The 25790-nt window shown below is 66.4% G+C and carries 27 protein-coding genes; 14 read left to right on the top strand and 13 right to left on the bottom strand.

The annotated features are described in order from the left end of the window. Positions 1 to 474 (top strand): hypothetical protein (locus QM612_RS00395; RefSeq protein WP_415251918.1); only part of this gene is annotated, 474 nt, incomplete at its 5' end. Positions 475 to 546: 72 nt separating this feature from the next. Here QM612_RS00395 and QM612_RS00390 read toward each other — a convergent pair. Next, on the bottom strand, positions 547 to 813 hold the full coding sequence (locus tag QM612_RS00390) for a DksA/TraR family C4-type zinc finger protein (protein ID WP_415251917.1): 267 nt from the start codon (positions 811 to 813) through the stop codon (positions 547 to 549). A gap of 97 nt (positions 814 to 910) precedes the next feature. Between QM612_RS00390 and QM612_RS00385 the strand changes: the two genes are divergently transcribed. Beyond that, on the top strand, positions 911 to 1456 hold the full coding sequence (locus QM612_RS00385; RefSeq protein ID WP_415251916.1) for a peroxiredoxin: 546 nt from the start codon (positions 911 to 913) through the stop codon (positions 1454 to 1456). 3 nt (positions 1457 to 1459) lie between these two features. On the opposite strand, the gene QM612_RS00380 is transcribed toward QM612_RS00385, so the two are convergent. Together QM612_RS00380 and ald are read right to left on the bottom strand one after the other, a co-directional pair. Continuing rightward, complete coding sequence (locus tag QM612_RS00380; RefSeq protein WP_415251915.1) at positions 1460 to 3835, bottom strand: DNA translocase FtsK; 2376 nt, start codon at positions 3833 to 3835, stop codon at positions 1460 to 1462. 45 nt (positions 3836 to 3880) lie between these two features. After that, entirely contained in the window at positions 3881 to 4951 is a 1071-nt protein-coding gene (ald, locus tag QM612_RS00375; protein WP_415251914.1) for an alanine dehydrogenase, read from the bottom strand. Positions 4952 to 5096: 145 nt separating this feature from the next. On the opposite strand from ald, the gene trxB reads away from it, so the two are divergent. From trxB to infA, 3 genes are all read left to right on the top strand, one after another. After that, positions 5097 to 6050, top strand: a complete 954-nt coding sequence (gene trxB, locus QM612_RS00370; protein ID WP_415251913.1) for a thioredoxin-disulfide reductase — start codon at positions 5097 to 5099, stop codon at positions 6048 to 6050. A 94-nt stretch (positions 6051 to 6144) separates the two neighbouring features. After that, positions 6145 to 6903 carry a leucyl/phenylalanyl-tRNA--protein transferase gene (aat, locus tag QM612_RS00365; protein ID WP_415251912.1) on the top strand — a complete coding sequence of 253 codons (759 nt, stop codon included), beginning with the start codon at positions 6145 to 6147 and terminating at the stop codon, positions 6901 to 6903. Positions 6904 to 6991: 88 nt separating this feature from the next. After that, positions 6992 to 7210: a translation initiation factor IF-1 gene (gene infA, locus QM612_RS00360; RefSeq protein WP_028839405.1), complete on the top strand. Its 219-nt coding sequence runs from the start codon at positions 6992 to 6994 to the stop codon at positions 7208 to 7210. A gap of 113 nt (positions 7211 to 7323) precedes the next feature. Here the strand turns inward: infA and serS are convergent, their stop codons facing one another. Continuing rightward, positions 7324 to 8604 (bottom strand): serine--tRNA ligase, encoded by a 1281-nt coding sequence (gene serS, locus QM612_RS00355; RefSeq protein WP_415251911.1) that lies wholly within the window; start codon positions 8602 to 8604, stop codon positions 7324 to 7326. 87 nt (positions 8605 to 8691) lie between these two features. Between serS and QM612_RS00350 the strand changes: the two genes are divergently transcribed. Continuing rightward, entirely contained in the window at positions 8692 to 9321 is a 630-nt protein-coding gene (locus tag QM612_RS00350; RefSeq protein WP_415251910.1) for an energy transducer TonB, read from the top strand. Between the two features lie 9 nt (positions 9322 to 9330). On the opposite strand, the gene aroA is transcribed toward QM612_RS00350, so the two are convergent. The 5 genes from aroA to QM612_RS00325 form a co-directional block, all read right to left on the bottom strand. Continuing rightward, positions 9331 to 10638: a 3-phosphoshikimate 1-carboxyvinyltransferase gene (aroA, locus tag QM612_RS00345; protein WP_415251909.1), complete on the bottom strand. Its 1308-nt coding sequence runs from the start codon at positions 10636 to 10638 to the stop codon at positions 9331 to 9333. Further along, entirely contained in the window at positions 10635 to 11750 is a 1116-nt protein-coding gene (gene hisC, locus QM612_RS00340) for a histidinol-phosphate transaminase (RefSeq protein WP_415251908.1), read from the bottom strand. Before hisC ends, aroA begins: the two co-directional genes overlap by 4 nt. Positions 11751 to 11912: 162 nt before the next feature. Beyond that, positions 11913 to 13139: a prephenate dehydratase gene (gene pheA / locus QM612_RS00335; protein WP_415251907.1), complete on the bottom strand. Its 1227-nt coding sequence runs from the start codon at positions 13137 to 13139 to the stop codon at positions 11913 to 11915. Continuing rightward, complete coding sequence (serC, locus tag QM612_RS00330) at positions 13132 to 14217, bottom strand: 3-phosphoserine/phosphohydroxythreonine transaminase (protein WP_415251906.1); 1086 nt, start codon at positions 14215 to 14217, stop codon at positions 13132 to 13134. Before serC ends, pheA begins: the two co-directional genes overlap by 8 nt. A gap of 267 nt (positions 14218 to 14484) precedes the next feature. Beyond that, the gene (locus QM612_RS00325) at positions 14485 to 14757 is read right to left on the bottom strand and encodes a polyhydroxyalkanoic acid system family protein (protein WP_415251905.1); all 273 of its coding nucleotides are present in this window, start codon (positions 14755 to 14757) and stop codon (positions 14485 to 14487) included. Between the two features lie 96 nt (positions 14758 to 14853). On the opposite strand from QM612_RS00325, the gene QM612_RS00320 reads away from it, so the two are divergent. Further along, on the top strand, positions 14854 to 15651 hold the full coding sequence (locus tag QM612_RS00320; protein ID WP_415251904.1) for an FHA domain-containing protein: 798 nt from the start codon (positions 14854 to 14856) through the stop codon (positions 15649 to 15651). A gap of 7 nt (positions 15652 to 15658) precedes the next feature. Here the strand turns inward: QM612_RS00320 and QM612_RS00315 are convergent, their stop codons facing one another. Beyond that, positions 15659 to 16381, bottom strand: coding sequence for an FFLEELY motif protein (locus QM612_RS00315; RefSeq protein ID WP_415251903.1), 723 nt, complete (start codon positions 16379 to 16381; stop codon positions 15659 to 15661). A gap of 86 nt (positions 16382 to 16467) precedes the next feature. Here QM612_RS00315 and QM612_RS00310 point away from each other — a divergent pair, with 86 nt between their 5' ends. From QM612_RS00310 to QM612_RS00300, 3 genes are all read left to right on the top strand, one after another. Next, a complete protein-coding gene (locus tag QM612_RS00310) occupies positions 16468 to 17760 on the top strand; it encodes a patatin-like phospholipase family protein (RefSeq protein ID WP_415251902.1) in 1293 nt (430 codons plus the stop codon). Between the two features lie 76 nt (positions 17761 to 17836). Then, entirely contained in the window at positions 17837 to 18412 is a 576-nt protein-coding gene (locus QM612_RS00305) for a phasin family protein (RefSeq protein ID WP_415251901.1), read from the top strand. 202 nt (positions 18413 to 18614) lie between these two features. Continuing rightward, positions 18615 to 19595: a restriction endonuclease gene (locus tag QM612_RS00300; RefSeq protein ID WP_415251900.1), complete on the top strand. Its 981-nt coding sequence runs from the start codon at positions 18615 to 18617 to the stop codon at positions 19593 to 19595. Positions 19596 to 19602: 7 nt separating this feature from the next. Here the strand turns inward: QM612_RS00300 and QM612_RS00295 are convergent, their stop codons facing one another. Further along, positions 19603 to 21591 (bottom strand): SDR family oxidoreductase, encoded by a 1989-nt coding sequence (locus QM612_RS00295; RefSeq protein WP_415251899.1) that lies wholly within the window; start codon positions 21589 to 21591, stop codon positions 19603 to 19605. A gap of 150 nt (positions 21592 to 21741) precedes the next feature. Between QM612_RS00295 and QM612_RS00290 the strand changes: the two genes are divergently transcribed. Continuing rightward, positions 21742 to 21999, top strand: a complete 258-nt coding sequence (locus QM612_RS00290) for an acyl-CoA-binding protein (RefSeq protein WP_415251898.1) — start codon at positions 21742 to 21744, stop codon at positions 21997 to 21999. A 13-nt stretch (positions 22000 to 22012) separates the two neighbouring features. Next, a complete protein-coding gene (locus QM612_RS00285) occupies positions 22013 to 22639 on the top strand; it encodes a TetR/AcrR family transcriptional regulator (protein WP_415251897.1) in 627 nt (208 codons plus the stop codon). A gap of 219 nt (positions 22640 to 22858) precedes the next feature. On the opposite strand, the gene QM612_RS00280 is transcribed toward QM612_RS00285, so the two are convergent. Continuing rightward, a complete protein-coding gene (locus QM612_RS00280) occupies positions 22859 to 23275 on the bottom strand; it encodes a hypothetical protein (RefSeq protein WP_415251896.1) in 417 nt (138 codons plus the stop codon). A 131-nt stretch (positions 23276 to 23406) separates the two neighbouring features. On the opposite strand from QM612_RS00280, the gene QM612_RS00275 reads away from it, so the two are divergent. Both QM612_RS00275 and xseA read left to right on the top strand, forming a co-directional pair. Then, positions 23407 to 24267 (top strand): hypothetical protein, encoded by an 861-nt coding sequence (locus QM612_RS00275; protein ID WP_415251895.1) that lies wholly within the window; start codon positions 23407 to 23409, stop codon positions 24265 to 24267. A 4-nt stretch (positions 24268 to 24271) separates the two neighbouring features. Then, positions 24272 to 25657: an exodeoxyribonuclease VII large subunit gene (gene xseA / locus QM612_RS00270; RefSeq protein ID WP_415251894.1), complete on the top strand. Its 1386-nt coding sequence runs from the start codon at positions 24272 to 24274 to the stop codon at positions 25655 to 25657. 6 nt (positions 25658 to 25663) lie between these two features. Here the strand turns inward: xseA and QM612_RS00265 are convergent. After that, positions 25664 to 25790, bottom strand: a 127-nt coding sequence (locus tag QM612_RS00265; RefSeq protein ID WP_415251919.1) for an EAL domain-containing protein, incomplete at its 5' end; no start/stop codon positions are given.

Here is a 25790-nt window from a genome sequence, read left to right as displayed (position 1 = left end):
CGCAACGCGCAGTACCGCTACCAGCAGGACTACTACCGCCGCTGGCTGGCGCAGCAATCGCGCTGGAACGCGAGCCGTTACGACTATTACAGCGACCCGTACTACTCCACGCCCTACAACTACCGCTACAACTACGGTGGCCGCTGGTACAGCACCAACCAGTACGGCGCGCAACTGCTGCAGCAGGCGATCCGTGACGGTTATCAGGAAGGCTGGCAGGCCGGCCGCGCCGACCGCATGGATCGCTGGCGCTTCGACTACCGCAACAACTACGGCTACATGGATGGCAGCTACGGCTACAACGGCCGCTACGTCAGCTACGACGAATACCGCTACTACTTCCGCCAGGGTTTCGAGCGCGGCTACCGCGACGGTTACTACGGGCGCTACCAGTACGGCCGCTACGATCGCGGCACGGCGATGATCCTGCCGGCGGTGCTGGGGATGATCCTGGCCTTCAGCATCGACCACTGATCGCCCGTTTCATCGATGCACAACGACGCCCGGCAACTGCCGGGCGTTCTTTTTTGTACTGATGCCGAAACCTCAGCGCAGCTGGCTGTCCTTGCTGCCACGCCGGTTGTAGCCGCTGAAAGAGGCGTCTTCGCGGTCGATGGCATCCTGACAGGCCACGCACAGGCGCACGCCGGGAATCGCCTTGCGACGCGCCTCCGGAATCGGCGTATCGCATTCCTCGCAGCGCTCCAGGCCAGGCCCGCTCGGCAGGCGGCTGCGCGCCCGTGCGATGCCGTCCTTCACGGTCGCGTCGATCTGTTCCTGCACCGCGCCGTCACCCGCCCAGCCCGTGGCCATGTCTGCTCCGAATCTGCCCGTTGGCAAAGTGAAGCGAGATTAACAGCGCCGCTCATCAGGCGGGGTATCGTGCAAGCCCCGTCCACCGGAACCTGCCATGCGCCGCCTTGCCGCATTCGCCCTTGCCGCCCTGCTGTCCCTGCCTGCGCTGGCCGCGCTCAAAACCGGTGCAGCAGCCCCGATGTTCACCGCGCCGGCCTGGCTGGCCGGCAAGCAGATCCGCTTCGATCTGGCGCAGGCGCTCAAGCGCGGCCCGGTGGTGCTGTACTTCTTCCCCGCCGCGCATACGCCGGGCTGCAACGTGGAAGCCTCGCTGTTCTCGCAGGCCATCGACAAGTTCAAGGCGCAGGGCGCGACGGTGATCGGCATCACCGCCGGCAATCTGGATTCGCTGGCGAAGTTCTCGATGGAAACCGAACATTGCAGCGGCAAGTTCGCGGTCGCGGCGGATGAAGGCGCGAAGATCGCCAAGTCGTTCGATGCCACGCTGGCACTCAAGCCCAACCTGTCCAGCCGCACCTCGTATGTCATCGCGCAGGATGGCCGCATCGCCTTCGTCCACGATGCGATGAACCCCAACCTGCACGTGCGCGAAACCCTGCGCGCCGTGACCGAGTTGCAGGCGAACAAGCCGGCGAAGTAAGGATCAGCCGCGTGGCGGCGGCGGTGCCAGCACGCTGCGGTCGCCGTTGTGTTCCGGCGGCGTAACAATCCCGGCGGCTTCCATCGCTTCGATCAAACGCGCGGCGCGGTTGTAGCCGATCTTCAGGCGCCGCTGCACGCCGGAGATGGACGCGCGGCGGGTTTCGGTCACGATCTGCACGGCCTGGTCGTACAGCGGGTCGGCTTCCGGATCATCGCTACCCGCCGCTTCCGGCAGGCCGGTCGCGCCGACCGTGCTGCCGTCGTACATGGTCTGCGCGTCTTCCAGCACGCCTTCGATGTAATCGGCACCGCCGCTCTGCTTGAGGTGTTCGACCACGCGATGCACTTCCTCGTCGCTGACGAACGCGCCGTGTACGCGCTCCGGCATCGCGGTGCCGGGCGGCAGGTAGAGCATGTCGCCGTGGCCCAGCAGGGTTTCCGCGCCGCTCTGGTCGAGGATGGTGCGGGAATCGATCTTGCTTGAGACCTGGAACGCGATGCGGGTCGGGATGTTGGCCTTGATCAGGCCGGTGATGACATCGACGGAAGGGCGCTGCGTGGCAAGGATCAGGTGGATGCCGGCAGCGCGCGCCTTCTGCGCGAGTCGGGCGATCAACTCTTCCACCTTCTTGCCGACGATCATCATCATGTCGGCGAATTCGTCGATGAAGATGACGATGAAGGGCAGCGTTTCCAGCGTCGGCGGCACTTCGTCCAGTTCCGGGTTCGGCTTGAACAGCGGATCAACCATCGGCTGGCCGGCGTCGATGGCGTCCTTCACCTTCTTGTTGAAGCCGGCAAGGTTGCGCACGCCCACCGCGCTCATCAGCTTGTAGCGGCGCTCCATTTCCGCCACGCACCAGCGCAGGCCATTGGCGGCCTCCTTCATGTCGGTGACCACCGGCGCGAGCAGGTGCGGAATGCCCTGATAGACGCTCAGTTCCAGCATCTTCGGGTCGATCATCAGCATCCGCAGTTCCTTGGCGGACGCCTTGTACAGCAGCGACAGCACCATCGCATTGACCGCCACCGACTTGCCGGAGCCGGTGGTGCCGGCCACCAGCAGGTGCGGCATGCGCGCAAGGTCGGCCACCGTCGGGCGACCGGCGATGTCCTTGCCCAACGCCAGCGTCAGCGGGCTTGCCGACTTGTCGTATTCCTTCGAGCGCAGCAGTTCGCTGAGATAGATCATCTCGCGATGGGTGTTCGGCGTTTCAAGGCCGATCACCGACTTGCCGGGAATCACATCGACCACGCGCACCGACTTCACCGACAGGCCGCGCGCGATGTCCTTGTCCAGCGAGGAAATCTGGCTGACCTTGACGCCAGGCGCAGGCTGCACTTCGAAGCGGGTGATGACCGGGCCGGGATACGCGCCCACCACTTCGGCATCGATGCGGAAGTCCTTGAGCTTGAACTCGATCTGCCGCGACAGGGTTTCCAGCGTCTGCTCGTCGTAGCCCTTGGGCTGCGGCTTGGGATCGTCCAGCAGGGCCAGCGGCGGAATGCCGGAACCATCGCCGACGTTGAACAGCGGAATCTGCTGCTCGCGCTTGGCGCGTTCGCTCTTTTCGACCACGGGCGCGGCGGGCGGTTCGATCTTCACCTTCTCGCGGCGCAGGCGGTTTTCGGAATCGGCCTTGCGCGCTTCCTCGCGCTCCTCGCGCAGCGCACGCGCCTCCTGCCATTCGCTGGCCTGCTTCACGCCCTGACGTGCGCCACGGTTCAGCAGCACCGGCAAGGCCAGCACCCAGCCGCCGATGCGATCCATCACCGCCAGCCACGACAGCCCCGTCGCCAGCGTCACCGAAATCAGGAACAGGCTGAGCAGGAACAGGTTTGCGCCCAGCGCGCCGAACAGCATCTGCAGGGAATTGCCGACCAGTTTGCCGAGCACGCCGCCGCTGCCAAACGACAAGTCGTTGGAGCCGGCCACGCGCAGCGCCAGCAGGCCGCAACCGGACACAAGGAAGCCGACGATGCCGACCAGCCGCAGCGCCGGGCCGAGATCGGCCTCGCCATCGCCATCGGTATCCATGCCGAACAGCGCGATCCACGCGATCGCGCCGAGCACGAACGGCAGCAAGAAGGCCACGTAGCCGGTCAGCACCAGCAGCACGTCGGCGATCCACGCGCCGACCCGCCCGCAGGCATTGTGGATGGGCGCAGTGATGCTGCCGGAATGCGACCAGCCCGGATCGGCGGGTGAATAGGTGACAAGGCTTGCCAGCAGGAACAGCAGCAGCGGCGCGACCGCGATCAGGGCAAGGTCACGCCACAGGCGCTGCCGGCGCGGGTTGCTCACCACGCCGGGCCTGGCTGTCTTCGATGCCGCTTTGCGGCCGGCCTTGCCGACCTCGGGTGCCGCTTTTGCCACCTTCGATCTGGCCTCAGGAAGTTCCCCTAGGCCCTTGATAATACGTCAAAGAGCCATGTCCCGCAGCGCTGGATGCACGATCTGGCCGGCATCGACATTGATGCCCTTCAGCAGCGCCGGGTTGTCGCGCCATGCGCTGCCCGACGCCAGCCGGTTGACCCACGGCAGGATCGCCGCGCAAATCGCCTGCGAGCTGGTCTGCGGCACCGCACCCGGCATGTTGGTCACGCAGAAGTGGGTCACGCCCGCTTCCACGTAGGTCGGTTCCTTCCAGGTGGTCGGGCGCGAGGTCTCGAAGCAGCCGCCCTGGTCGATAGCGATATCGACGACCACGCTGCCGTCCTGCATGTCCTTCAGCATGTCGCGTGTCATCACGTGCGGCGCACGCGCGCCGGTGACCAGCACCGCACCGATCACCAGATCAGCCGAGGCCACTTCGCGCGCCACCACGTCATGGTACGGATACAGCGCAGTGACATTGGGGCCGATGCGCATGGCGTCTTCCATGCGGTCAGTGCGCATTTCGAATACGGTAACGTTGGCACCACCCGCAGCGGCCAGCGCAGCGGACGCACCGCCGGCCTGCCCCGCGCCGAACACCACCACATTGCCGCGCTCGGTGGACGGCAGGCCACCCAGCAGCTTGCCCTTGCCACCCATCGGCTGGTGCAACAGATGGGTGCCGACCTGCACGCCGATCTTGCCGGCGATGATCGACATCGGTGCCAGCAGCGGCAGGTCGCCATTCGCCAGTTCCACGGTCTCGAAGGCAACACCGGTCAGGCCGATGCCGAGCAGGCGCCTGGTCAGTTCCGGCTCCGCCGCCAGATGCAGGTAGCAGAACAGCAGGTGGTCGCGGCGCAGGTGCTGCAGGTCGCCGGCAATCGGCTCCTTCACCTTCACGATCAGCTCGCCCTTCTCGTACAGGGCGGCTGCATCGGGCGCGATCTTCACCCCGAGCTGGGTGTACTGCTCATCGCTGAAACCGGACTTCAGGCCTGCGCCCTGCTCCAGCCAGACCTCGTGCCCACGCTTGACCAGATCGCCAGCGGCGGCGGGCACGAGCGCAACGCGCCCTTCGAGGGTTTTGGTTTCCTTGGGCACGCCGATGCGCATTGCGAATGCTCCTGATGGGTTGCGATACGCCGCTGCAACGCTCGGATCGCAACGGCGCGCCTTGTGTCCGGGCGGTGCCGCCTCCAAGCTATACGGGCCGGCGGATCCGCGATCCGCGAAATTATAGAGCTTTCATTCGAAACCAATGACCACGACCAAGCACACCCGTCTTCTGATCCTCGGTTCCGGCCCCGCCGGCTGGACTGCCGCCGTCTATGCCGCCCGCGCCAACCTGAAGCCCGTCGTCGTCACCGGCCTGCAGATGGGTGGCCAGCTGATGACCACCACCGAGGTGGACAACTGGCCGGGCGATGCCCACGGCCTGATGGGCCCGGACCTGATGGCGCGCATGCAGGCGCATGCCGAGCGTTTCGATACCGAAGTCGTGTTCGACCACATCCACAGCGCCGACCTGTCGCAGCGCCCGTTCCGGCTGAAGGGCGACAACGGCGACTACACCTGCGATGCCCTCATCATCGCCACCGGCGCGACAGCCAAGTACCTCGGCATCCCGTCCGAAGAAGCGTTCAAGGGCCGCGGCGTGTCCGCCTGCGCCACCTGCGACGGCTTCTTCTACAAGGATCAGGACGTGGCGGTGATCGGCGGCGGCAACACCGCGGTCGAAGAAGCGCTGTACCTGTCCAACATCGCCCGCAAGGTCTATCTGGTGCATCGCCGCGACACCCTGCGCGCCGAAAAGATCATGCAGGACAAACTGTTCGCGAAGATCGAAGCCGGCAAGATCGAGGCGGTCTGGCACCACACCGTCGATGAAGTGCTGGGCAACGATGCCGGCGTCACCGGCATGCGGGTCAAGTCGGTGCAGGATGGCTCAACGCGCGACATCCCGGTGCAGGGCTTCTTTGTCGCCATCGGCCACAGCCCCAACACCTCGCTGTTCGAAGGCCAGCTGGAGATGAAGAACGGCTATCTGAAAATCCAGACCGGGCTGGAAGGCAACGCCACCCAGACCAGCATCCCCGGCGTGTTCGCCGCCGGCGACGTGGCCGATCAGGTCTATCGGCAGGCGATCACCTCCGCCGGCTTCGGCTGCATGGCGGCGCTGGATGCGGAGCGGTTCCTCGACGAGGGGCATTGATTCCCCGTAGGGGCAGGCCCCTGTGCCTGCCCTAGGCCTGCCTCATTCCGGGCAACCACGGGGGTTGCCCCTACGGAATCCCGACGATGTGCAAATGACGTTGCGCATTCCCTCATTGTCGTCTGACCCGGCATCACCGTTTCCCCCGGTGGAAACGGCGCTGGACGATCCCGACGGCCTGCTGGCCTGTGGCGGCGACCTGTCGCCGGCACGCTTCCTTGCCGCCTATCGCGGCGGCATCTTCCCGTGGTTTTCCGAGGGCGAACCGATCCTGTGGTGGAGCCCGTCGCGGCGCGCAGTGCTGCCCACCGATGCCCTGCACCTGCCGGATCGGCTGCGGCGCAAGCTGCGCAACAGCGGCTGGACGGTGCGCGCCGACACCGCCTTCGCCGAGGTGGTTGATGGCTGCGCCGCGCCGCGTCCGGGCCAGCGCGACACATGGATCACCGCCGGCATGCGGGCGGCATACCTTGAACTGCACAAGTTGGGCCATGCCCACAGCATCGAGGTGTTCGATGCCGACGCGCGGCTGATCGGCGGGTTGTTCGGCCTGTCCTTCGGCCAGATGTTCTGCGGCGACAGCATGTATTCCGCGCGGTCCGGCGCATCCAGCCTGGCACTGGCCGCCCTCGCCCATCGGCTGCGCGGCTGGGGCTGGCCGATCATCGACGCGCAGGTGCCGAACGACCACACCCGCCGGCTGGGCGTGCAGGCATGGCCGCGACCGGCTTATTTGCAGGCGCTGGCCCGCCAGCGTGAGCTGCCGGGTCGGCCCGGCAATTGGGCGCAGGGGTTCGGCGAATTGCCGGCTGCGGTCGTCTGCGCATCGGCGGCGCAGGCGCTGGCGGATTAACGGGATTTTTGCAAGCCCCGCCCGGGCGTGTCAGAATGTTGGACTTTCGGGCCTCGCGCCCGGCTTCACGCTGCAAGTACAGGATCACATGGCGAAAGACGACGTCATCGAGTTTGAAGGCACGATCTCCGAAACCCTCCCGAACACCATGTTCCGGGTGAAGCTGGAGAACGGCCACGAAATCATCGCGCACATCTCCGGACGCATGCGCAAGAACTACATCCGCATCCTGACCGGCGACCGGGTCAAGGTCGAGATGACGCCCTACGACCTGACCAAGGGCCGCATCACCTATCGCCATCGTTGAAAGGGCCAACCGCCGTTGATTGCGGCAGGCGATGCAAAAAAGGCGGCCACTGGTCGCCTTTTTCATTGCGCGTAGGGGCAACCCCCTGTGGTTGCCCGTTGCCGTGGTTGAGATCAACCGATCCGCGCGGCTCCGCCCATGTACGGGCGCAGTGCTTCGGGTACGTCGATGCTGCCGTCGGCGTTCTGGCCGTTCTCCATCACCGCGATCAGCGCGCGGCCCACGGCCACGCCGGAGCCGTTGAGCGTGTGTACCGGCTCGGGCTTGCCGGTGGCCGGGTTGCGCCAGCGCGCCTGCATGCGACGGGCCTGGAAGTCGCCGCAGTTGGAGCAGGACGAAATCTCGCGATACGTGTTCTGAGAGGGCAACCAGACTTCCAGGTCAAAGGTCTTGGTCGAGGAAAAGCCCATGTCGCCACTGCACAGCAGCATGCGGCGGTACGGCAGGCCCAGCCGTTCCAGCACGGTTTCCGCCGCGCGGGTCATGCGCTCGTGCTCGGCGGCGGATTCTTCCGGTTTGGCGATGCTGACCAGTTCCACCTTCTCGAACTGGTGCTGGCGGATCATGCCGCGCACATCGCGGCCACCGCTGCCGGCTTCGGAACGGAAGCACATGGAATGCGCGGTCATCCGCAGCGGAAGTTTTTCAGCTTCGACAATTTCGTCGCGCACGATATTCGTAAGCGGCACTTCCGAAGTCGGAATCAGATAGCGCTTGTGCTCGCCCAGCATGGTGGAGAACAGGTCTTCCTCGAACTTCGGCAACTGCCCGGTGCCCTGCATCGAATCGGCATTGACGATCACCGGGACATTGGTTTCCTCATAGCCGTGTTCCTGCGTGTGCAGGTCCAGCATGAACTGCGCCAGTGCGCGATGCAGGCGGGCCAGCTCACCACGCAGGACGGTGAAGCGCGCGCCGCTGAGCTTGGCACCGGCATCGCCATCCAGCCAGCCGTGGCGCGCGCCCAGTTCGACGTGGTCCTTCACTTCGAAGTCGAAACTGCGCGGCGTGCCCCAGCGGTGCTGCTCCACGTTGCCGGCTTCATCGCTGCCTGCCGGCACATCGTCCGCCGGCAGGTTGGGCAGGCCCAGCGCGATGGCTTCCAGCTCGCCACGGATGCGTTCCAGTTCTACTTCCGATGCCTTCAGCTCCTCGCCGAAGCTGGCGACCTCGGCCATCACCGCAGACACATCCTCGCCCTTGGCCTTCAGCATGCCGATCTGCTTGCTGCGGGTATTGCGCAGGTTCTGCAGTTCCTGCGTGCGAATCTGGATGCGCTTGCGCTCGGCTTCCAGCGACTCCAGCCGGGACACGTCCAGCTCGAAACCGCGCGCGGCGCGCAGGCGTTCGGCGAGTTCGGCGGGGTTGGCACGCAGCAGTGCAGGATCGAGCATGGCGATGTGGGCGGACGGAGTGAACGCGCATTATCGCCCGACTGCGCCGTTCGCGGTGCCTGAACATGGCTGTGCCAGAATGCGGGCATGCCTGAAACCGTCTCCCCGCGCAAACCGCTGTTGCCGCCCAAGGCACTGGTCGTGCTGGGCATCGCCTTCGCCGCCGGCCTGCTGCTGTTCCTGCTGCTGTGGCTGGACCAGCGCAATGACAACGTGTTCTTCAAGGGTGGCCCGGCCACGGCATCGGGCGATGTCGAAACCCTGCCCGCGCCGCTGCCGCCGGACATCGCCAGAGACGACGACAACGCCAGCGGCCTGCAACTCCCGCCCACCAAGCCCGACACAGGCGACCAGCCCAAGCTGGTCAACGAGCCGCCGCCGGTACCGATCCCGCCTGCTGCGCCCGCCCCGCCCGCAGCCCCGGCAACAAGCACTGCCGCCGACCAGCCCATGCCGGTACCGACTGACCGCCCCGCGCCGCGCTATCCGCGCGAAGCCTTGCGCCAGAATGCGGAAGGCACCGTGCAGGTGAAGGTGTCGGTGGCAACGGATGGCAGCGTCGAGCGTCTGGACGTTGCCAACAGCAGCGGCAATCGTTATCTGGATCGCGCCGCGCTTGAAGCCGTGCGCCGCTGGCGCTTCCAACCCGCCAGCCGCAACGGGCAACCGGTTGCCGCAGAGGTGGTGATACCCGTCGAGTTCAAGCTGCAGCGCTGATTTTCGCCATCAAGCGCTGGCGATGCCGAACCCCGCGCCGCGCGCCAGTGCATCGAAGCCGGGGAACGAAGTCGCCACGTTCGCCACGTCGCGGATCAGCACCTCGCCGTCGGCACGCTGCGCCGCCACCGCGAAGGCCATCGCGATGCGGTGGTCGTCATGGCTTTCCACGCTGCCGCCGTGCAACGGGCCGGGGAAGATGGTCGCGCCGTCCGGGGTTTCATCCACACGCAAACCCAACGCTCGCAGGCCAGCGGCCATGCTGGCAAGGCGGTCGGATTCCTTCACCCGCAACTCCGCCGCACCGCGCACCACGGTTGGGCCTTCCGCGCAGGCAGCGGCGATGAACAGCGCAGGGAACTCGTCGATCATGTCCGGCACCAGTGCTTCCGGCACCTCGATGCCGCGCAGCGGCGCATGACGCACGATCAAGTCAGCCACCGGCTCGCCACCGTGGGTCGCCGCGTTTTCCTCGCGGATGTCCGCACCCATCATCCGCAACGCCTGCAACAGGCCGGTGCGGCGCGGATTCAAGCCCACTTGCGACAGACGCAGCACAGAACCGGGCACGATGCTCGCCGCGACCATGAAGAACGCCGCCGAGGAAAAATCCGCCGGCACCGCAACATCCGTCGCGCGCAAGCGCTGACCACCGCGCAGTCGCGCGAAGCCGGGCGCGAAGTCGATCTCGACGCCGAACGCGGACAGCATGCGCTCGGTGTAATCGCGGGTGGGATGCGGCTCGCGCACCACGGTTTCGCCTTCTGCATACAGGCCAGCCAGCAGCAGCGCCGACTTCACCTGCGCGCTGGCGACTTCCAGCGTGTGGTCGATGCCGGAAAGCCGCTGCCCGCCGTGGATATGCAGCGGCGGCACGCCGCCTTCGCCGGTCTCGATGCGCGCGCCCATCTTCGCCAGCGGCACGGTGACGCGGCGCATCGGGCGCTTGCTCAGCGACGCATCGCCCACCAGCACCGAATCAAACGTCTGCGCAGCCAGCAGCCCCGCCAGCAGGCGCATGCCGGTGCCGGCATTGCCGCAGTCCAGCGGGCCGTCCGGTGCCTGCAGGCCGTCGATGCCAACGCCATGCACGATGCGTTGCGAAGGCGAAGGTGTTTCGATGCGCACGCCCATCCGCGCGAAGATCGCGGCGGTGGCGCGGGTGTCCTCGCCTTCCAGAAAACCATCGATGCGCGATGTGCCATCGGCCAGCGCGGCAAACATCACCGCGCGATGCGACACCGATTTGTCACCGGGGATCACCAGCGTGCCGTGCAGCGCTTCGCCGCGCGTGGCGCGCCAGTGCTGTGCGCTCATGCCATCACCTCATCCAGCGCTGCCAGCAGGCGCGCGTTCTCGGCCTCGGTGCCAACGGTGATGCGCAGGCATTCGCCCAGCCCGTAGCCGCCCATCGGGCGCAGCACGATGCCCTTGCCGACCAGCCGCGCTTCGACCTGCGATGCAGTGTCGCCAAACTCGACCAGCAGGAAATTGGTCTGCGACGGCGACACCTTCAAGCCGCGTTCGCGCAGCGCCTGCGCCAACGCCTGCCGCTGGACTGTGTTGCCGGCCACCGAATCACGCAAATGGTCGGCATCGGCCAATGCCGCCTCTGCCGCCACCAGTCCCAGCGCATTGACGTTGAAGCTTTCGCGAACGCGCTCCATCACCGCGATCAGGCCCGGATGCGCCACTGCGAAACCCACCCGCAAACCGGCCAGCGCATGCGCCTTGCTGAAGGTGCGGGTGACCACCAGATTCGGGAAACGCGCCACCAGCGGCAACGCGCTGGCGTAGTCCGGCGCGTCAACGAACTCGGCATAGGCTTCATCGACAATGACGAGGGTGTCGCCCGGCACGCCGCCCATGAATGCTGCGAAATCTTCCGCGCTGAACCACGTACCAGTGGGATTATTGGGATTGGCGAGATAGACCAGCTTGGTGCGCGGCCCAATGGCGGCGCGGATCGCGGCCAGGTCGTGCCCGCGCGGCATGTCGTGATGGCGCGGCAGCGCAGCGGCCGGATGCAAGGTCGCGCCCGCCGCCTGCGCAGCCAGTGCATATACGGCGAAGCCGAACTTCGACGCCACCACGTCATCGCCCGGCCCCGCGAACACCTGCGCGAACTGCATCAGCAATTCGTGCGAGCCATTGCCCAGCAGGATGTCGGTGGTGTCGATGCCGTGCTTCGCGGCCAGCGCGCGCTTGAGGTCGCCGCCCAGCGGATCGGGATAGATGTGGATGCCGGCCAGCGCATCGACGATGGCCTGCTTCACCTTCGGGCTTGCGCCGTAGGGATTCTCGTTGCTGCCCAGTTCGACCAGTTGCGCCTCGGCATAGCGGCGGCGCAGCGCGACCAGATCGTGGCCGGGGTCGTAGGCGCGCAGCGCGCGGATGCCGGGGCGGGCAAGGCGTTCGAAATCAATCATCACAACGAAAACCTGTCATTGAACCTGCCGTTCGAAGCGTCGCGAGCGAAGCGCAATCGCGCGTCGCCGGAGCGCAGGAACCGGAGTGTATGTGGGAATACATGAGGATTCCGAGCACCGCCGGCGCACGAGTGCGCGAGCGCAGCAGCTTCGACGGCAGGTTCACAGGATCGCAACCGGATACGAGCCGAGCACCCGCACCTCATCGCCCTGCGAGGCGATTTCATCCAGCGCGTCCTTCAACGGCGATTCGTCGCGGTGGCCGGCCACGTCGATGAAGAAGGCGTACTGCCACAGGTGGCCGTGCGCGGGCCGTGATTCGATCCGGTTCATGCTGATGCCGCGCCGTGCCAGCGGTTCCAGCACGCCGTACAGCGCGCCGGGGCGGTCGCGGATGAACACCAGCAGCGAAGTGCGGTCGTGGCCCGAAGGCGGGAACGATTCGCGGCCCAGCACCAGGAAGCGCGTGGTGTTGTCGCTGCGGTCCTCGATCGGGCCAGCCACGCGCTTGAGGCCATAGACCAGCCCGGCGGATTCGCCGGCGATGGCGGCGGCATCGTCCGCATTGCGTGCGCGGCGCGCGCCTTCTGCATTGCTGGACACCGGCACCTTCTCCGCCTTTGGCAGGTTGGTGCGCAGCCAGCCGGAGGTCTGCGCGAACGCCTGCGGATGCGCGTAGATGCGCTCGATGTCCTCGATCCGCCCGCTGCGCGACAGCAGGTGCTGATGCACGCGCAATTCAACTTCACCGCAGATTTTCAGCGGCGAGGTCAGGAACAAATCCAGTGTCACCTGGATCGTGCCCTGGCCCGAGTTCTCCACCGGCACCACGCCGAAATCGGCATTGCCAGCGGCCACTTCCTGAAACACCTCTTCGATGCTGACCAGCGGCAAGCCATGCGCGGAATGGCCGAAGTGCTTGTGTACCGCCTGCTGGCTGAAAGTGCCTTCGGGGCCGAGGTAGCCGATCTTCAGCGGCTCCTGCTGGGCAAGACAGGCCGACATCACTTCGCGGAACACCCGCACCAGCACCTCGTCGGACAGCGGGCCGTCGTTGCGGTCCACCACCCGGCGCAGCACCTGCGCTTCGCGCTCCGGGCGGTAGTAATCCACCGCTGCCGCCAGCTTGCCCTTGGCCTTGCCAACCTGATGCGCCCATTGCGCGCGCTCGGCAATCAGTTCCTGGATGCGGCGGTCGATGCCGTCGATCTGCTCGCGCACCTGCGCGAGGTCGGGCTTGGGGTCGCCCTTGCTGTCATTCCGGCGAACGCCGGAATCCGGTTTTTTGCTGTCGCTCGAAATGCTGGATCCCGGCGTTCGCCGGGATGACGGCTTCGTGTCTGCCGACGACGACTTCGGGGACTTCGCGTTGTCTTGCTTCTTAGCCATGAGCTTTCTGGAACTCCCGCATGAAATCGGTCAGCGCCTGCACGCCTGCTTCCGGCATCGCGTTGTAGATGGAAGCGCGCATGCCGCCCAGCACGCGGTGCCCCTTCAACCCGACAAGCCCGGCCTGTTTCGCTTCGGACAGGAAAGCGGCATCCAGCGCGGCATCGTGCAGGAAGAACGGCACGTTCATGCGCGAGCGTGCAGCGACAGCCACTTCATTGCGATAGAAGCCGCCGGAGCCGTCGATGGCGGCGTACAGCAACGCCGCCTTGCGTGCATTGCGGACGGCGAATTCGGCCACGCCGCCTTCGTCCAGCATCCACTTCACGGTCAGGCCCAGCATGTACCAGTTCCATGTCGGCGGCGTGTTGAGCATCGACTCCGCTTCAAGCTGGGCGCGATAGTCGAAGACCGGCGCACGCGGCTGGCCGGCGCATTCCAGCAGGTCGCGGCGCACGATCAAGGTGGCGATGCCGACCGGCCCGAGGTTCTTCTGCGCACCGGCATAGATCGCGCCGAAGCGGGAAACATCCAGCGGTTCGGATGCAATCGAAGAACTGAAATCCGCAATCAGCGGCGCGTTGCCTGCGTCGGGAATCTCGCGCCATTCAACGCCGTGGATGGTCTCGTTGGCGGTGACGTGGACGTAGGCGGCACCTGCCGACAGCATCCATGCCGAACGCGATGGCAGGTCGCGGAAACCACCGGCCTCGCTGCTTGCGGCGATGCGTGCATCGCAGCCTGACGCCGCCTGCTTCATCGCGGTCTTGCCCCAATGCCCGGTCAGCACGTAATCCACCGGCTGGCCGGCTGCGGCGAAGTTGAGTGGAAGCAGCGCCTGGATGGTGGTGGCACCACCGGCGGTGAAGATCACCGCGTAATCGTCGGGGATGGACAGCAGCGTGCGCAGGTCGGCTTCGGTGCGGCGCGCGACCTCAAGGAACTCCGGCCCGCGATGGCTGATTTCCACCACCGATGCACCGGCATCGCCAAACTCCAGCATGTCTGCCTGCGCCTGACGCAGCACGGGTTCCGGCAGGGCGGCGGGGCCGGGGCTGAAGTTGTAGGCGCGTGCCATCGTGCTGCGTTCCGGTGAAGGGGAACCGCGAGTATGCCGCAGCGCACCACGGCCCGCGCGCTTGGTTGCGCCGGCAACGTATTGCCGATGCGCAGGCTGGCATGCGCGCGTGGTCTTAGGGAAGGTGTGAACAAGCCGTCATGCCGGCGAAAGCCGGCTGCTTCTGACAAACGAATGTTTGTCCAATCTAGCTCTTTGGTAAGTCATTGAAAAAGCTGGATCCCGGCTTTCGCCGGGATGACGTTTCGGGAGTTGTTCAGAGCTTCCTTAGAAGCGTTCCTTCAAGACCCGCTTGATCTCGTCCTCGATCGGGTCCTTGAACATCGCGGTGAGGAAGCCAAGCTTGGCGTGGACATGCAGGTCCTTCGCGCCCACCTCGATCTGGCCATCCACGCCGGAGCGGGTGAAGTTCAGCACGTCGCCATCCCAGTCCCAATCCATCTCGAAGCGCTCGGCCAGTTTCTTCGCCACCTCCTCGATGGCCTTGCGGGCCTTGGCCTTGGGCAGCGAATGGGCGTGGCGGATATCGATGCGGGACATGGGCAGAGCCTGCGACGGGATTGCGCGCATTGTGCCGCGCCCGGCGGCGGGCCACCAGCCGCGCCGCCTGCGGGCCGCGTGCTAGATTGCGCGCCGATGAACGAACTTCGCCTGCGCTTCCGTGACGCCGATCAGGCCGACCTGCCCTTGGGCGCGGGCACCCATGTGCTGGGCCGGCTGCCCACCGGCCTTGGCCCGGTCGATGCCGGCCAACCGTGGCTGCTGCGCATCTGCAACGACCGTCGCGGCATCTGGATGACGGTGGCAGAAGGCCTGCGCGGCGTCCACGTCAACGGTCGCCCGGTGCAGCAGGTGGCGATGTTGCGCGCCGGCGACTGCATCCACGCCGATGGCGACGAACTGCTGCTGGCCGCTGCCGGCGAAAACCGGCTGCCGATACCACCCGCAACCACCAACCGCGACCCGATCGGCAACCTGCGGCTGGTGCTGCGCGGCATCGGTGGCAATCACCATGGCCGCTGCATCAGCCTGGAAACACCGCGCCGGATCGGCAGCGCCGCCGACACAGACCTGCGCATCGATGGCCCCGGCATCGCGTCATTGCATGCCGTGATCGAGGCGCGCAACGGACAGGCCGTGCTGCGCGATACCGCCGCCGAGGTGATGGTCAACGGCAGGCCCATGCGCGAAGGCGTGTTGCGCAGTGGCGACCAGATCGTGTTCGACGCGCAGCACCGCTTCGTGCTGGAAGGCCCGTCATCGGCTTCGGTACTGCCCATGCAACGCGCGCCATCATTGATCGCTGACGATGCCGATGCCCCGCCCTCGCCGCCGCCGCCACGCAGCTGGACGCAGCGGGTGCCGTGGCTGTTGATCTCCGCCATCCTGCTGGCGATTGCGCTGTCCGCGCTGCTGCTGTTTGGCGCACGCTGACGCACGGCTAGCACGCTTCGCCAAACGGATCGGAAACACCCGCGAACAAGCGCCGCATCACTGCCTGTTCGTTGACGCGAATCTCGGCCAGGAAGGTGGCCGCATCGCCCAGATCGGCGAATGCCGCAAAGCCGCGTTCAAGGAACGACTGCAATTCTCCCAAGCCTGCCGCGCGTGCCGGCAGCCGTGACAGTTTCAGCAACGTGCCCACGCCCGGCATCCGCAGCGCCGCTGCCAGTCCGCGCCCCACCTCGTCGATCAGCATGATCTGGCGCGCACGCAGGCGCGGATGCCCGACCTGCCGATAGGCCTGCGCATACAAGGCCGCATCCAGCGTGCGGCGGCGCGGGGCCAACGCATGCAGTGCTTCGGCCATGCGCAGGTCGAAAGCATGGGTCAGCGCGCCCAGTTCGATGCCGGTTGCCACGGTGTCCAGCAGCGGCCCCGGCAGCAGCTTCTGCATCATCGGCAACACCCGCGCGATGTCGGCATCACGCTGGCGGAAATCATGATCGCCATAGACATCGGTCAGGAAGAAGCGCGCCGCCGGCCTGCGCGCGGGATCGCGCAGGAACGCCTCGAAACTGCGCTCCAGCCGCTGCGCCTGCCAGGCTTGCAGCGTCTTCAGCCAGCGCGACTGATTGCGCGGCTCCAGCACGGGATCGAACAGGCGCTGGTGGATGGCAAGGCGGCGGGCGAGCCGCGCAACGGGGTCGGGCCGGACGGGCATGCGCGCAGTGTCCGCGCAGGGCATCACCCGAGGCAATACTCCAGGCGGCTCCGCTACACTCGGGGCAAGCCGCACGAGTGCCCTGCATGCTGTCACTGCACACCGCCCGCAATCCGGGTGCCGACACCCGCTCCACCCGCATTGGCCTTGCCATCGCCGGTGGCGGGCCAGTCGGCGCGATGTACGAGCTGGGCGCGCTGCGCGCACTGGACGAAGCCTGCGACGGCCTCGACCTGACCCGGCTGGATTGCTACGTGGGCGTCAGTTCCGGCGCGTTCTTCGCCGCCGGGCTTGCCAACCGCATGGACACCGCCGAGCTGTGCCGCATCTTCATCAGCGGCGACAGTGACGACGTGGTGTTCCAGCCGGAAACCTTCCTGCGCCCGGCGCTGGCCGAATACCTGCGCCGCGCCGCATCGATCCCCAAACTCGCCGCCAAGCTGGGGCACGACCTGCTCCGCGGGCGCAGCGATTCGCGCTGGTCGGACGTGCTGACCCGGATCGGCGGGCTGGTGCCGGCGGGCCTGTTCGACAACAACCAGGTCGAGCGCTTCCTGCGCGATGTGTTCAGCCGGCGCGGGCGCAGCAATGACTTCCGCAAGCTGGAGCGCCCGCTGTACGTGATTGGCGTGGATCTGGACAGCGGCGAATCGGTGCGCTTTGGCGATGAAGGCTGGGACGACGTGCCGATTTCGCGCGCGGTGCAGGCCAGCGCCGCCCTGCCCGGCCTGTATCCGCCGGTCGAAATGCTGGACAAGAGCGGGCGCGCCCGGCACATCGTCGATGGCGCACTGCGCCGCACCATGCATGCTTCGGTAGTGCTGGATCGCGACATCGACCTGATGATCGGCATCAACCCGCTGGTGCCGTTCAATCCCGGCACCGATGGCAACGAGGAAGACCGCGCGCACCGCTTCGATGACCGCCGCATCGCGCAGGGTGGCCTGCCCGGCGTGCTGTCGCAGACGCTGCGGACGATGCTGCAATCCCGCATGCAGGTCGGGCTGGCGCGCTATCCGCAGCAGTATCCGCACATCGACCAGGTGGTGTTCGAACCCAACGCCGGTGACCGCGAACTGTTCTACACCAATGTCTTCAGCTTCTCCGCGCGCCGCCGCATCTCGCAGCTCGCCTACCGCAACACGCTGGCCGACCTGCGCAATCGCCGCGCCGAACTGGAACCCGTATTGGCCCGCCACGGCATCAGCCTGCGCGAGGACGTGATCGCCGACCGCCCACGTTCGATCCTTGCGCACCTGCCCGAGCGCGGGCGCGCCACCGAAACCACCGCCCTGCTGGAACGCGCGCTGGACGACATCGAACACCAGCTTCGCGAAAAACGCAGGCAACCCCGCCAACGTGCGCGCCGCATGGTGTGAATGCTCTAGACGACGGCGCGATCCTGACACGCAATCCGCATCATCAAGCGTCGCCTGACGCCAAGGAAAATTCGAAATGGCCAAGCTCAAGAAGTCCGCCCTGAAAAGCAGCGCCGCCCTGAAGGACAGCGCCCGCAAGGCCGCCGGCAAGAAGCAGGCGCAGGCCGAGCGTCTCGGCAAGTCGATCACCGAATCCGCCCAGCAGATCTGGCTGGCCGGCATGGGCGCGTTCAACCGCGCGCAGACCGAGGGCGGCAAGCTGTTCGAGAGTCTGGTGCGCGATGGCCTGTCGCTGGAACAGACCGCGCGCAAGTTCGCCGGCAACCGCGCCAACGTGGTGCGCGACGTGGTCGAAGGCCGCGTTGACCAGGCCCGCGAACGCGCCGCCGACACCTGGGACAAGCTGGAAAAGGTGTTCGAGGATCGCGTGCAGCGCGCGCTGGTCAAGCTGGGCGTGCCGGGCCGCGAAGACCTGTCTGCCCTGACCGATCGCGTCGAGCGCCTGACTGCCGAACTGCGCAAGGCCGCTGGCGATGCCGCGCCGAAGGCCACCAAGGCACCTGCGAAAAAGGCTGCGAAGGCTCCGGCCAGGAAGGCCGCAAAGACCGCGCGCAAGACTGCAAGGAAGAAGCCCGCCGCACCGCAGATTTGATCGCACCCTCCAAGTCCCGCCAGTCCGCGCTCCTCGCAATTCCCCTCCCCCCTGCGAATACCGGACTGGCGGGCATTCTCTGCCCGCCCCAATCCACACGCCCTTGCGGGCGTTTTTTTGTGCCCGAATGCGGGGCGATGACGTGCAAGCGACGCGCCGGGGCTTATAGTTTCGCCCCCAACCGTTGCCCGACGCCGCTTCCATGCTGCCCACCGTGATCGCATTGCTGGTCTTCGCCCTGCTCGGGCTGGGCCTGACCTACTGGCTTCGCCGCCCGCCCGCGCCCCGCGTCGCCGCCGAAAGGGCGCGCGAGCGCAACGCCAATCTGCTGGCTTCACTGCACTGGCGCGAGTTCACCCGGCTCGTGCTGCAGGCGATGCACGGGCGTGGCCTGCGCCCGGTGATCGCGGCCGGAACGCCAAGTGACGGCATCCCCACCAATGGCGGCGACATCCTGCTGGAGCGCCACGGGGAACACACGCTGCTGTCCTGCAAGTACGGCAGTGGTTCGATCGTCGGCGCGCAGGCCCTGCTGGGACTGGCGAAGTCGGCCACCCTGCAAGGCGCCAGCCACGTCATCGTGGTCACGCCCGGTCGTTTCGACGAGGAAGCCGTGCGCATCGCCCAGCAGCAGGACATCGAATTGCTGGACGGCGAAAGCCTGTGGCCGGAAGTGCGGCCCTATGTGCATCTTCCGGACGTGGATGAAAAACCCGTCGAACCGGTCAGCGTGCATACGCCCAACACCCGGCCACTGGCGCTGGCGTGGGGCGGTGCCGCAGTGGCAGCCGCGATCGTCTGGCTGCTGCTGGGTGGCGCGCATCCTGATGATGCGGCGGCACCTGACACGTCGGTCACGGCGAACACTGCGCGGCCCGGACGGGCCAGCGAGCAGCCACAGCAAATCGTGCCGCAGGAGCGCATTCCCACCGACCCCGCCGTGCTGGAACAGCGCCGCAAGGAAACCGCCAGCGCCATTTCCACCCTGTTTGGCGTGGCCCGCGCGTACTGGTCCACCCAGTCCACCTTGTTCGTGCAACTGTCGTCCGAACACGCCGATCCCAGCAACGAGTTGTGCCCGCTGATGCTGCGCTACCCGGAGCTGGCCGCATCGCGCGTGCAGTTGCAGCCGCCGGATGGCAGCAGCAAGCCGGTGCGTTTCAAGCAGTGCCGGAGTTACTGATTCCGCACTACCAATGCACCCCGCGCATCAGCGCGGCGAACGCGATCTGCTCCTGGCTGGGTGCCTCGTCCTTGAGCGCCTTCTTGTCGCCCTTGGCCGCCGCCGAATCCGGGAACAGTTCAAACGCCGTGTTCATCACCACTTCGTAGGCCTTCGGCGCAACCGCGTTCACCAGTGCCGCGAAGATGCCCAGGCGGGTGGCGATGCGGCTGGGCTTTTCGATGATCGCCTTGACCAGCAGGTCGGCAGCTTCGTCCGGGCTGAGCGTTGGCACGCTGTCGTACATCTTGGTCGGCGCGATCATCGGTGTCTTCACCAGCGGCATGTTGATGGTGGTGAAGCTGATGCCCTTGCCTGACAACTCGCCCTGCGCGCAGCGGCTGAACGCATCCAGCGCCGCCTTCGACGCCACGTAGGCCGAGAAGCGCGGCGAGTTTGCCAGCACGCCAATGGAGCTGATGTTGATGATGTGGCCCTTGCGGCGCTCGGTCATCTTCGGCAGGAAGCCCATGATGAGGCGCACGCTGCCGAAATAGTTGAGCTGCATCGTCCGCTCGAAATCATGGAAGCGGTCGTAGCTCAGTTCGATGGAGCGGCGGATCGAACGCCCGGCATTGTTGATGAGGATGTCAACGTGGCCGTGTTCGTCCAGCACCTTCTTCACCAGCGCATCGCAGCCGGCCATGTCGGCAAGATCGGCGGTGTAGGCGAACACCTTGCCACCGGCCTTCTTCATTTCGTCGCGGGCCTTGAACAGTTCTTCCTCGCCGCGCGCCACGATGATCGTGATCGCGCCCGCCTCCGCCACCCGCTGCGCGGTGGACAGGCCAATGCCTGACGAGCCACCGGTAATCAGCACCACCTTGTTGCGCACCTTGCCCTTCAGCGTGCGGTCCACGAACAGGTCGGGATCAAGGTGGCGCTCCCAGTAATCCCACAGCCGCCAGGCGTAATCATCCAGCTTGGGCACCGCAATCCCGCTGCCTTTCAGTGCGCGCTCGGTCTCGCGGTTGTCGAAACGGGTTGGATAGGTGATGAACTTCAGCACTTCCTTCGGAATCTTGAAGTCGCGCAGCAGCATCCCGACGAAGCGCTTGACCGGCGGCAGGTTGCCCACTGCCATGCGCACGCCACTGGGCACGAAGGCGAACATGCGCGCATCCAGGCGCATGGTCATTTCCGGCGCATGACCGGCGCGTGCAAAGGTGTTCAGCACCTCGCCAACGCGCATCGGCTCGGGATCTGTCAGGTGGAAGCAGTGGCCGTCCAGCTTCGGCTTGTGGGCGATGTGATCCATGGCATCAACCACGAAATCCACCGGCACGATATTGATGCGCCCGCCTTCGATGCCCAGCGTCGGCATCCACGGCGGCAGCATTTCGCGCAGCTTCTTGAGGAAGGTGAAGAAGTAGTACGGGCCGTCGATCTTGTCGATCTCGCCGGTCTGCGAATGGCCAACCACCATGCCGGGCCGGTAGATGCGCCACTTCACGCGCTTCTCCGCGCGCACCAGCCCTTCGGACTCGTGCTTGGTGCGCAGGTAGGGATCGTCCAGCCCTTCGGCTTCCTCGAACATGTCCTCGCGGAACACGCCGGGGTACAGGCCGGCGGCGGCGATGGAACTGGCGTGGTGGAAGCATTTCACCTTCAGCGCAGCGGCAAGGTCAAGCGCGTTCTGCGTGCCATCGATATTGGCTGCCTTCTGCTCGGCGGCGCTGGCGGTCAGGTCGTAGATCGCGGCCAGGTGGAAGAAGTGCTGGATCTTGCCACCCAGCGAGCGCAACTGCGCGGCGGTCAGCCCGCACTTCGGCGCGGTCATGTCGCCGGTCACCGCGATCACCCGCTTCGGGTCCCACGCCTGCTTTTTTGCAAGCGCCTCGAACTTCTTCATCGACTCCTTGCGCACCAGCACGTGGATCGTGCCCTTGCGCTTGAGCAGGTTGCCGATCAGGTGACGCCCGATGAAGCCCGTGCCGCCGGTGATGAAATAGCTCATGCGTACTCCCCTCCCAGGGATGCTTGCGGGCGCGGACGCGCGCCTGTGACCGCTACGTTGCCAGAGCGCCGCCCGCATCACAATTCCCTGCCGTATTGACCCTGCCCGGGGCGCGTGGTGTGATGCCGGCTCCACAGGGAGGGAACCGCCATGTCCGATCTGCAAGCCCGCTTCGAACAAGCCGCCAAGGACGTACACTCGCTGGCCGAGCGCCCCGACAACGACACCTTGCTGCGCCTGTACGCGCTGTACAAGCAGGGTGCCGAAGGCGATGTCAGCGGCCCCAAGCCGGGTTTTTTCGACTTCGTCGGCACCGCCAAGTACGAGGCATGGGCGAAGCTCGCCGGCACGTCGCAGATTGATGCGATGCAGAAGTACGTGGACCTGGTGAAGAAGCTGACGGCCTGAAGCGCGAACGACGATGGCCCGCCAGACCCGACAGCGCATCCTGGATGCGTCACTGACGATGTTCAACGCGCAGGGCGAGCCGAACGTCACCACCAATCACATCGCCGACGAGCTGGAGATCAGCCCCGGCAACCTGTACTACCACTTCCGCAACAAGGACGACATCATCGAGCAGTTGTTCGCCGGTTACGAGGCGCGCATGGATGCCGCCCTGACCGCGCCGGAAGGTCGCCTGCCGGGGCTGGAAGACGTGTGGCTGCAGTTGCACCTGGTGTTTGAATGCATCTGGGATTACCGCTTCCTGTACCGCGACCTGGTCGATATCCTCAGCCGCAACCGCCGCCTGCGCATGCGTTTTGCCCGCATCCTCAAGCGCGCGGACGAACAGGCGCACACGGTGATGCGCGGGCTGGTGCAGGCCGGCGTGATGCGCGCATCGGCGGATGAGCTGGATGCCGCCGCCACCAACATCCTGGTCATCGCCACCTTCTGGCTGAATTATGCCGCCGCGCGTGGCGACAAGGACGAGCAGGCCTCGATCCGCGACGGCATCGTGCAGGTGATGATGCTGATCGCGCCGTTCCTGCGCGACGCCGAGCGCGTGCATCTCAATACGCTGACGCGGGCCTATATCGACTGACGCGGCACGCAAGTCATGCATTTCCCCTCTCCCGCTTGCTGCGGGAGAGGGTGCCGAAGGCGGGTGAGGGCGCTCTTGCCAACAGCTCCCCTCATCCGCCTTCGGCACCTTCTCCCCGCTATGCGGGGAGAAGGAGTTGAAACACTCCATCCATGCATCCCCAAAAAACGCCCCGCATTCGCGGGGCGTTTCGTTTCGTCGCTGCGGGTTGCCGAAACCTCAGCGCGCGGCCTTCTTCGCCACGCGCTTCACCGGCTTGCGCGAGGTACGACGGGCGGTGGCCTTCTTCGCGGCGGGCTTGCGCGTCTTGCGCGCGGGCTTCCGCTTCAGGCCCAGCTTGGCGACGATGGGGGCCAGCCGTGCTTCGACCTCGTTGCTGATGCAGGCCACCTTCGGTGCCACCTGATCGCGCACGCCGTCGATGCCGCTGCGCAGCTCGGTTTCGGCGCGGCGGACGGCCTTGCGTGCATCGGCGACTGCCGCTTCGACCTTGCCGGCGGCGCGCAGCACGGCGGCTTTGGATTCGCGGCGGGCGGCGACCAGTGCGCCAAGCGATGCCAGCCAGAGGTGGCGCGGAGTGGGGTCAAGCGCGTTGGACTGCGGCTTGCGTGTTGCCTTCTTCTTGATCGCGGCCATGACAGGCTCCAGTGGGGTTTTGGATGCACATAGCCTGCCCCGCCCGCACCGAGCAATCACACTAGCCGCCCCCTTGCCAGCGCGCGCGCATGGCGTGATGCTGCACATCCACTTCGTCACGGGGAGGCCGCATGGCCGCGAAAAAATCCGCATCCGGCTGGGCTGCGTTTCCGCACGATGCCAAGGGCTACGCATACGAAGGCGATGCGCTGAAGAAAGCATGGCCGAAGCTGCACGCCGGCGACTGCGAACCCTTCCCGGACAGCAAGCGCGCGGCTGCCCTGCTCAAGGCTGCCGGCAAGGCCGCACCCAAGCTGGATGCCGACGCACTGGCCGAGGCCTTGCAGCACGCCTGGCGCGCCTTCCATCGCGGTGATTTCAAGGCCGCTTTCGATGCCGGTGAGGCGCTCGGCCCGGTCGGTGCATCGGTGGCGGTGAAGGCGCTCGGCATCCACGCAACGCATCTGGTCGATGACGAAGCCGAACAGCTCAAGCGCTACGAACAAGCGGCGAAGATCGCCGAGGCCGCGGTCAAGGCGTTGCCGGACGAGGCCAACAGCCACTATCGCCACGCCTTCGCGCTGGGCCGCTACAGCCAGGGCCTGTCCATCGCCAAGGCGCTGAAGATGGGCATTGCCGGCAAGGTGCGCGAATCGCTGGATGCCGCGCTGGAACTTGCGCCCAAGCATGCCGAAGCGCATACCGCGCTGGCCCTGTACCACGCCGAGATCATCAACAAGATCGGCGCGATGATCGGTGGCCTGACCTACGGCGCGAAGGCGTCCGAAGCCGAGAAGCACATCAAGGAAGCGCTGAAGCTCACCCCCGCATCGCCGATTGCCAATATCGAACATGGCAACGTGCTGTTGCTGCTGGACGAACGCCGCAACGAAGACGCCGCCGCGACCGCCTACGAGAAAGCCGCCAAGTGCAAGCCGCAGGACGCGATGGAAGCGCTGGACGCCGCGCACGCGCAATCGCAACTGGAATGACGACGTGCAGGATCGTTCTCGCATCCTGAGCCCCAGCCAGCTCAACACGCTGGCCCGCGACCTGCTGGAAGGCGCGTTCCCGCAGGTGCTGGTGGAAGGCGAGATCGGCAACCTGTCGCGGCCCGGCTCCGGGCATCTGTACTTCACCCTGAAGGATGCGCGCGCGCAGGTGCGCTGCGCGCTGTTCAAGCCCAAGAGCCAGTGGCTGAAGTTCATCCCGCGCGAAGGCCTGCGCGTGCTGGCACGCGGCAGGCTGACGCTGTACGAGGCGCGCGGCGACTACCAGCTGGTGCTGGACACGATGGAGGAAGCCGGCGAAGGCGCACTGCGCCGGGCCTTCGAGGAACTGAAGGCGAAGCTGGCCGCAGAAGGCCTGTTCGATGCCGATCGCAAGCGTCCGCTGCCCGCGCATGTGCAGCGATTGGCGGTGCTGACTTCGCCTTCGGGCGCGGTGATCCGCGACATCGCAAGCGTGCTGCGGCGGCGCTTTCCGCTGGTCGAAGTCGATCTGCTGCCGGTGCCGGTGCAGGGCGAAGGCGCGGCAGCGCAGATTCGCGCGATGCTCCAGCGCGCCATCGCAAGTGAGCGTTATGACGTGATCCTGCTGGCACGCGGCGGCGGCTCGCTGGAAGACCTGTGGGCCTTCAATGACGAAGCGCTGGCGCGCGCCATCGCCGCATCGACGGTGCCGGTGGTGTCCGCCATCGGCCACGAAACCGACTTCACCCTGGCCGATTTCGCCGCCGACCTGCGCGCGCCCACGCCATCGGCAGCAGCCGAACTGCTGGTGCCGGATCGCGCCGCGCTGCTGGCACGCCTGCACGGCCTGCATCGCCAATTGCAGGCATTGCATGCAAACGGCCTGCGCCAGCGCGCGCAGCGGATTGACCACGCCTTCCTGCGCCTGCAGGCGCAGCGCCCGCAAGCACAGCTGGAAGCCCTGCGGCAACGCAGCCAGCAGGCACGCGCGCGGCTGATGCACGCGATGCAGCGGCGGCTTGAACGCGAACGCGCCAGCCTGCGCCATGCCGATGCCGTGCTGCGCGCCGGCCATCCGCAGCGCCGCATCCAGCGCCTGCGCGAACGCCTGCTTGCCCTGCGCGGGCGTCCGCAATCGCTGCTCGCTCGCCATCTGCAACACGAAACCCTGCGCCTGCGCGGGCTGGCGCGGTCACTGCATGCGGTCAGCCCGCTGGCGACGGTCGCGCGCGGCTACGCCATCCTGCAGCACGGCGATGGCCGGGTCGTGCGCAACGTGGGCGATGCCGTAGCCGGCGAGCGGCTGGATGCACGATTGCACGATGGCGTGCTTGCGCTGCGGGTGGAAGGCGCACCCGTCAGCGACGCGCCCCTGCATTCAACGTCGTCATTCCGGCTTTCGCCGGATTGACGAAACTCATGCCTCCGCCAACGGCGCGGGCCTTCCCAGCAGGAAACCCTGCGCATATTCGCAACCCAGTTCCATCAGGCGCTCGCGCTGGCGCTCGGTTTCCACGCCTTCGGCAATGATCTCGATGCCAAGG

It is taken from the genome of Thermomonas sp., assembly GCF_047606765.1.
Classification (GTDB): domain Bacteria; phylum Pseudomonadota; class Gammaproteobacteria; order Xanthomonadales; family Xanthomonadaceae; genus Thermomonas.
Note: the sequence above shows the minus strand (reverse complement) of the source record. Positions and strands in the feature narration are given on the sequence as shown.

Excerpts from the sequence above, each read along its gene's own strand:
- trxB (WP_415251913.1), top strand. The coding sequence starts at position 5,097 with ATGACCACGACCAAGCACACCCGTCTTCTGATCCTCGGTTCCGGCCCC.
- QM612_RS00305 (WP_415251901.1), top strand. The coding sequence starts at position 17,837 with ATGGCCAAGCTCAAGAAGTCCGCCCTGAAAAGCAGCGCCGCCCTGAAG.
- QM612_RS00320 (WP_415251904.1), top strand. The coding sequence starts at position 14,854 with ATGAACGAACTTCGCCTGCGCTTCCGTGACGCCGATCAGGCCGACCTG.
- ald (WP_415251914.1), bottom strand. The coding sequence starts at position 4,951 with ATGCGCATCGGCGTGCCCAAGGAAACCAAAACCCTCGAAGGGCGCGTT.
- serC (WP_415251906.1), bottom strand. The coding sequence starts at position 14,217 with ATGGCACGCGCCTACAACTTCAGCCCCGGCCCCGCCGCCCTGCCGGAA.
- aat (WP_415251912.1), top strand. The coding sequence starts at position 6,145 with ATGACGTTGCGCATTCCCTCATTGTCGTCTGACCCGGCATCACCGTTT.
- QM612_RS00325 (WP_415251905.1), bottom strand. The coding sequence starts at position 14,757 with ATGTCCCGCATCGATATCCGCCACGCCCATTCGCTGCCCAAGGCCAAG.
- serS (WP_415251911.1), bottom strand. The coding sequence starts at position 8,604 with ATGCTCGATCCTGCACTGCTGCGTGCCAACCCCGCCGAACTCGCCGAA.
- QM612_RS00275 (WP_415251895.1), top strand. The coding sequence starts at position 23,407 with ATGGCCGCGAAAAAATCCGCATCCGGCTGGGCTGCGTTTCCGCACGAT.
- QM612_RS00310 (WP_415251902.1), top strand. The coding sequence starts at position 16,468 with ATGCTGTCACTGCACACCGCCCGCAATCCGGGTGCCGACACCCGCTCC.
- pheA (WP_415251907.1), bottom strand. The coding sequence starts at position 13,139 with ATGGCTAAGAAGCAAGACAACGCGAAGTCCCCGAAGTCGTCGTCGGCA.
- QM612_RS00315 (WP_415251903.1), bottom strand. The coding sequence starts at position 16,381 with ATGCCCGTCCGGCCCGACCCCGTTGCGCGGCTCGCCCGCCGCCTTGCC.
- QM612_RS00290 (WP_415251898.1), top strand. The coding sequence starts at position 21,742 with ATGTCCGATCTGCAAGCCCGCTTCGAACAAGCCGCCAAGGACGTACAC.
- QM612_RS00385 (WP_415251916.1), top strand. The coding sequence starts at position 911 with ATGCGCCGCCTTGCCGCATTCGCCCTTGCCGCCCTGCTGTCCCTGCCT.
- QM612_RS00295 (WP_415251899.1), bottom strand. The coding sequence starts at position 21,591 with ATGAGCTATTTCATCACCGGCGGCACGGGCTTCATCGGGCGTCACCTG.
- QM612_RS00350 (WP_415251910.1), top strand. The coding sequence starts at position 8,692 with ATGCCTGAAACCGTCTCCCCGCGCAAACCGCTGTTGCCGCCCAAGGCA.
- QM612_RS00280 (WP_415251896.1), bottom strand. The coding sequence starts at position 23,275 with ATGGCCGCGATCAAGAAGAAGGCAACACGCAAGCCGCAGTCCAACGCG.
- QM612_RS00285 (WP_415251897.1), top strand. The coding sequence starts at position 22,013 with ATGGCCCGCCAGACCCGACAGCGCATCCTGGATGCGTCACTGACGATG.
- QM612_RS00390 (WP_415251917.1), bottom strand. The coding sequence starts at position 813 with ATGGCCACGGGCTGGGCGGGTGACGGCGCGGTGCAGGAACAGATCGAC.
- hisC (WP_415251908.1), bottom strand. The coding sequence starts at position 11,750 with ATGATTGATTTCGAACGCCTTGCCCGCCCCGGCATCCGCGCGCTGCGC.
- QM612_RS00300 (WP_415251900.1), top strand. The coding sequence starts at position 18,615 with ATGCTGCCCACCGTGATCGCATTGCTGGTCTTCGCCCTGCTCGGGCTG.
- infA (WP_028839405.1), top strand. The coding sequence starts at position 6,992 with ATGGCGAAAGACGACGTCATCGAGTTTGAAGGCACGATCTCCGAAACC.
- aroA (WP_415251909.1), bottom strand. The coding sequence starts at position 10,638 with ATGAGCGCACAGCACTGGCGCGCCACGCGCGGCGAAGCGCTGCACGGC.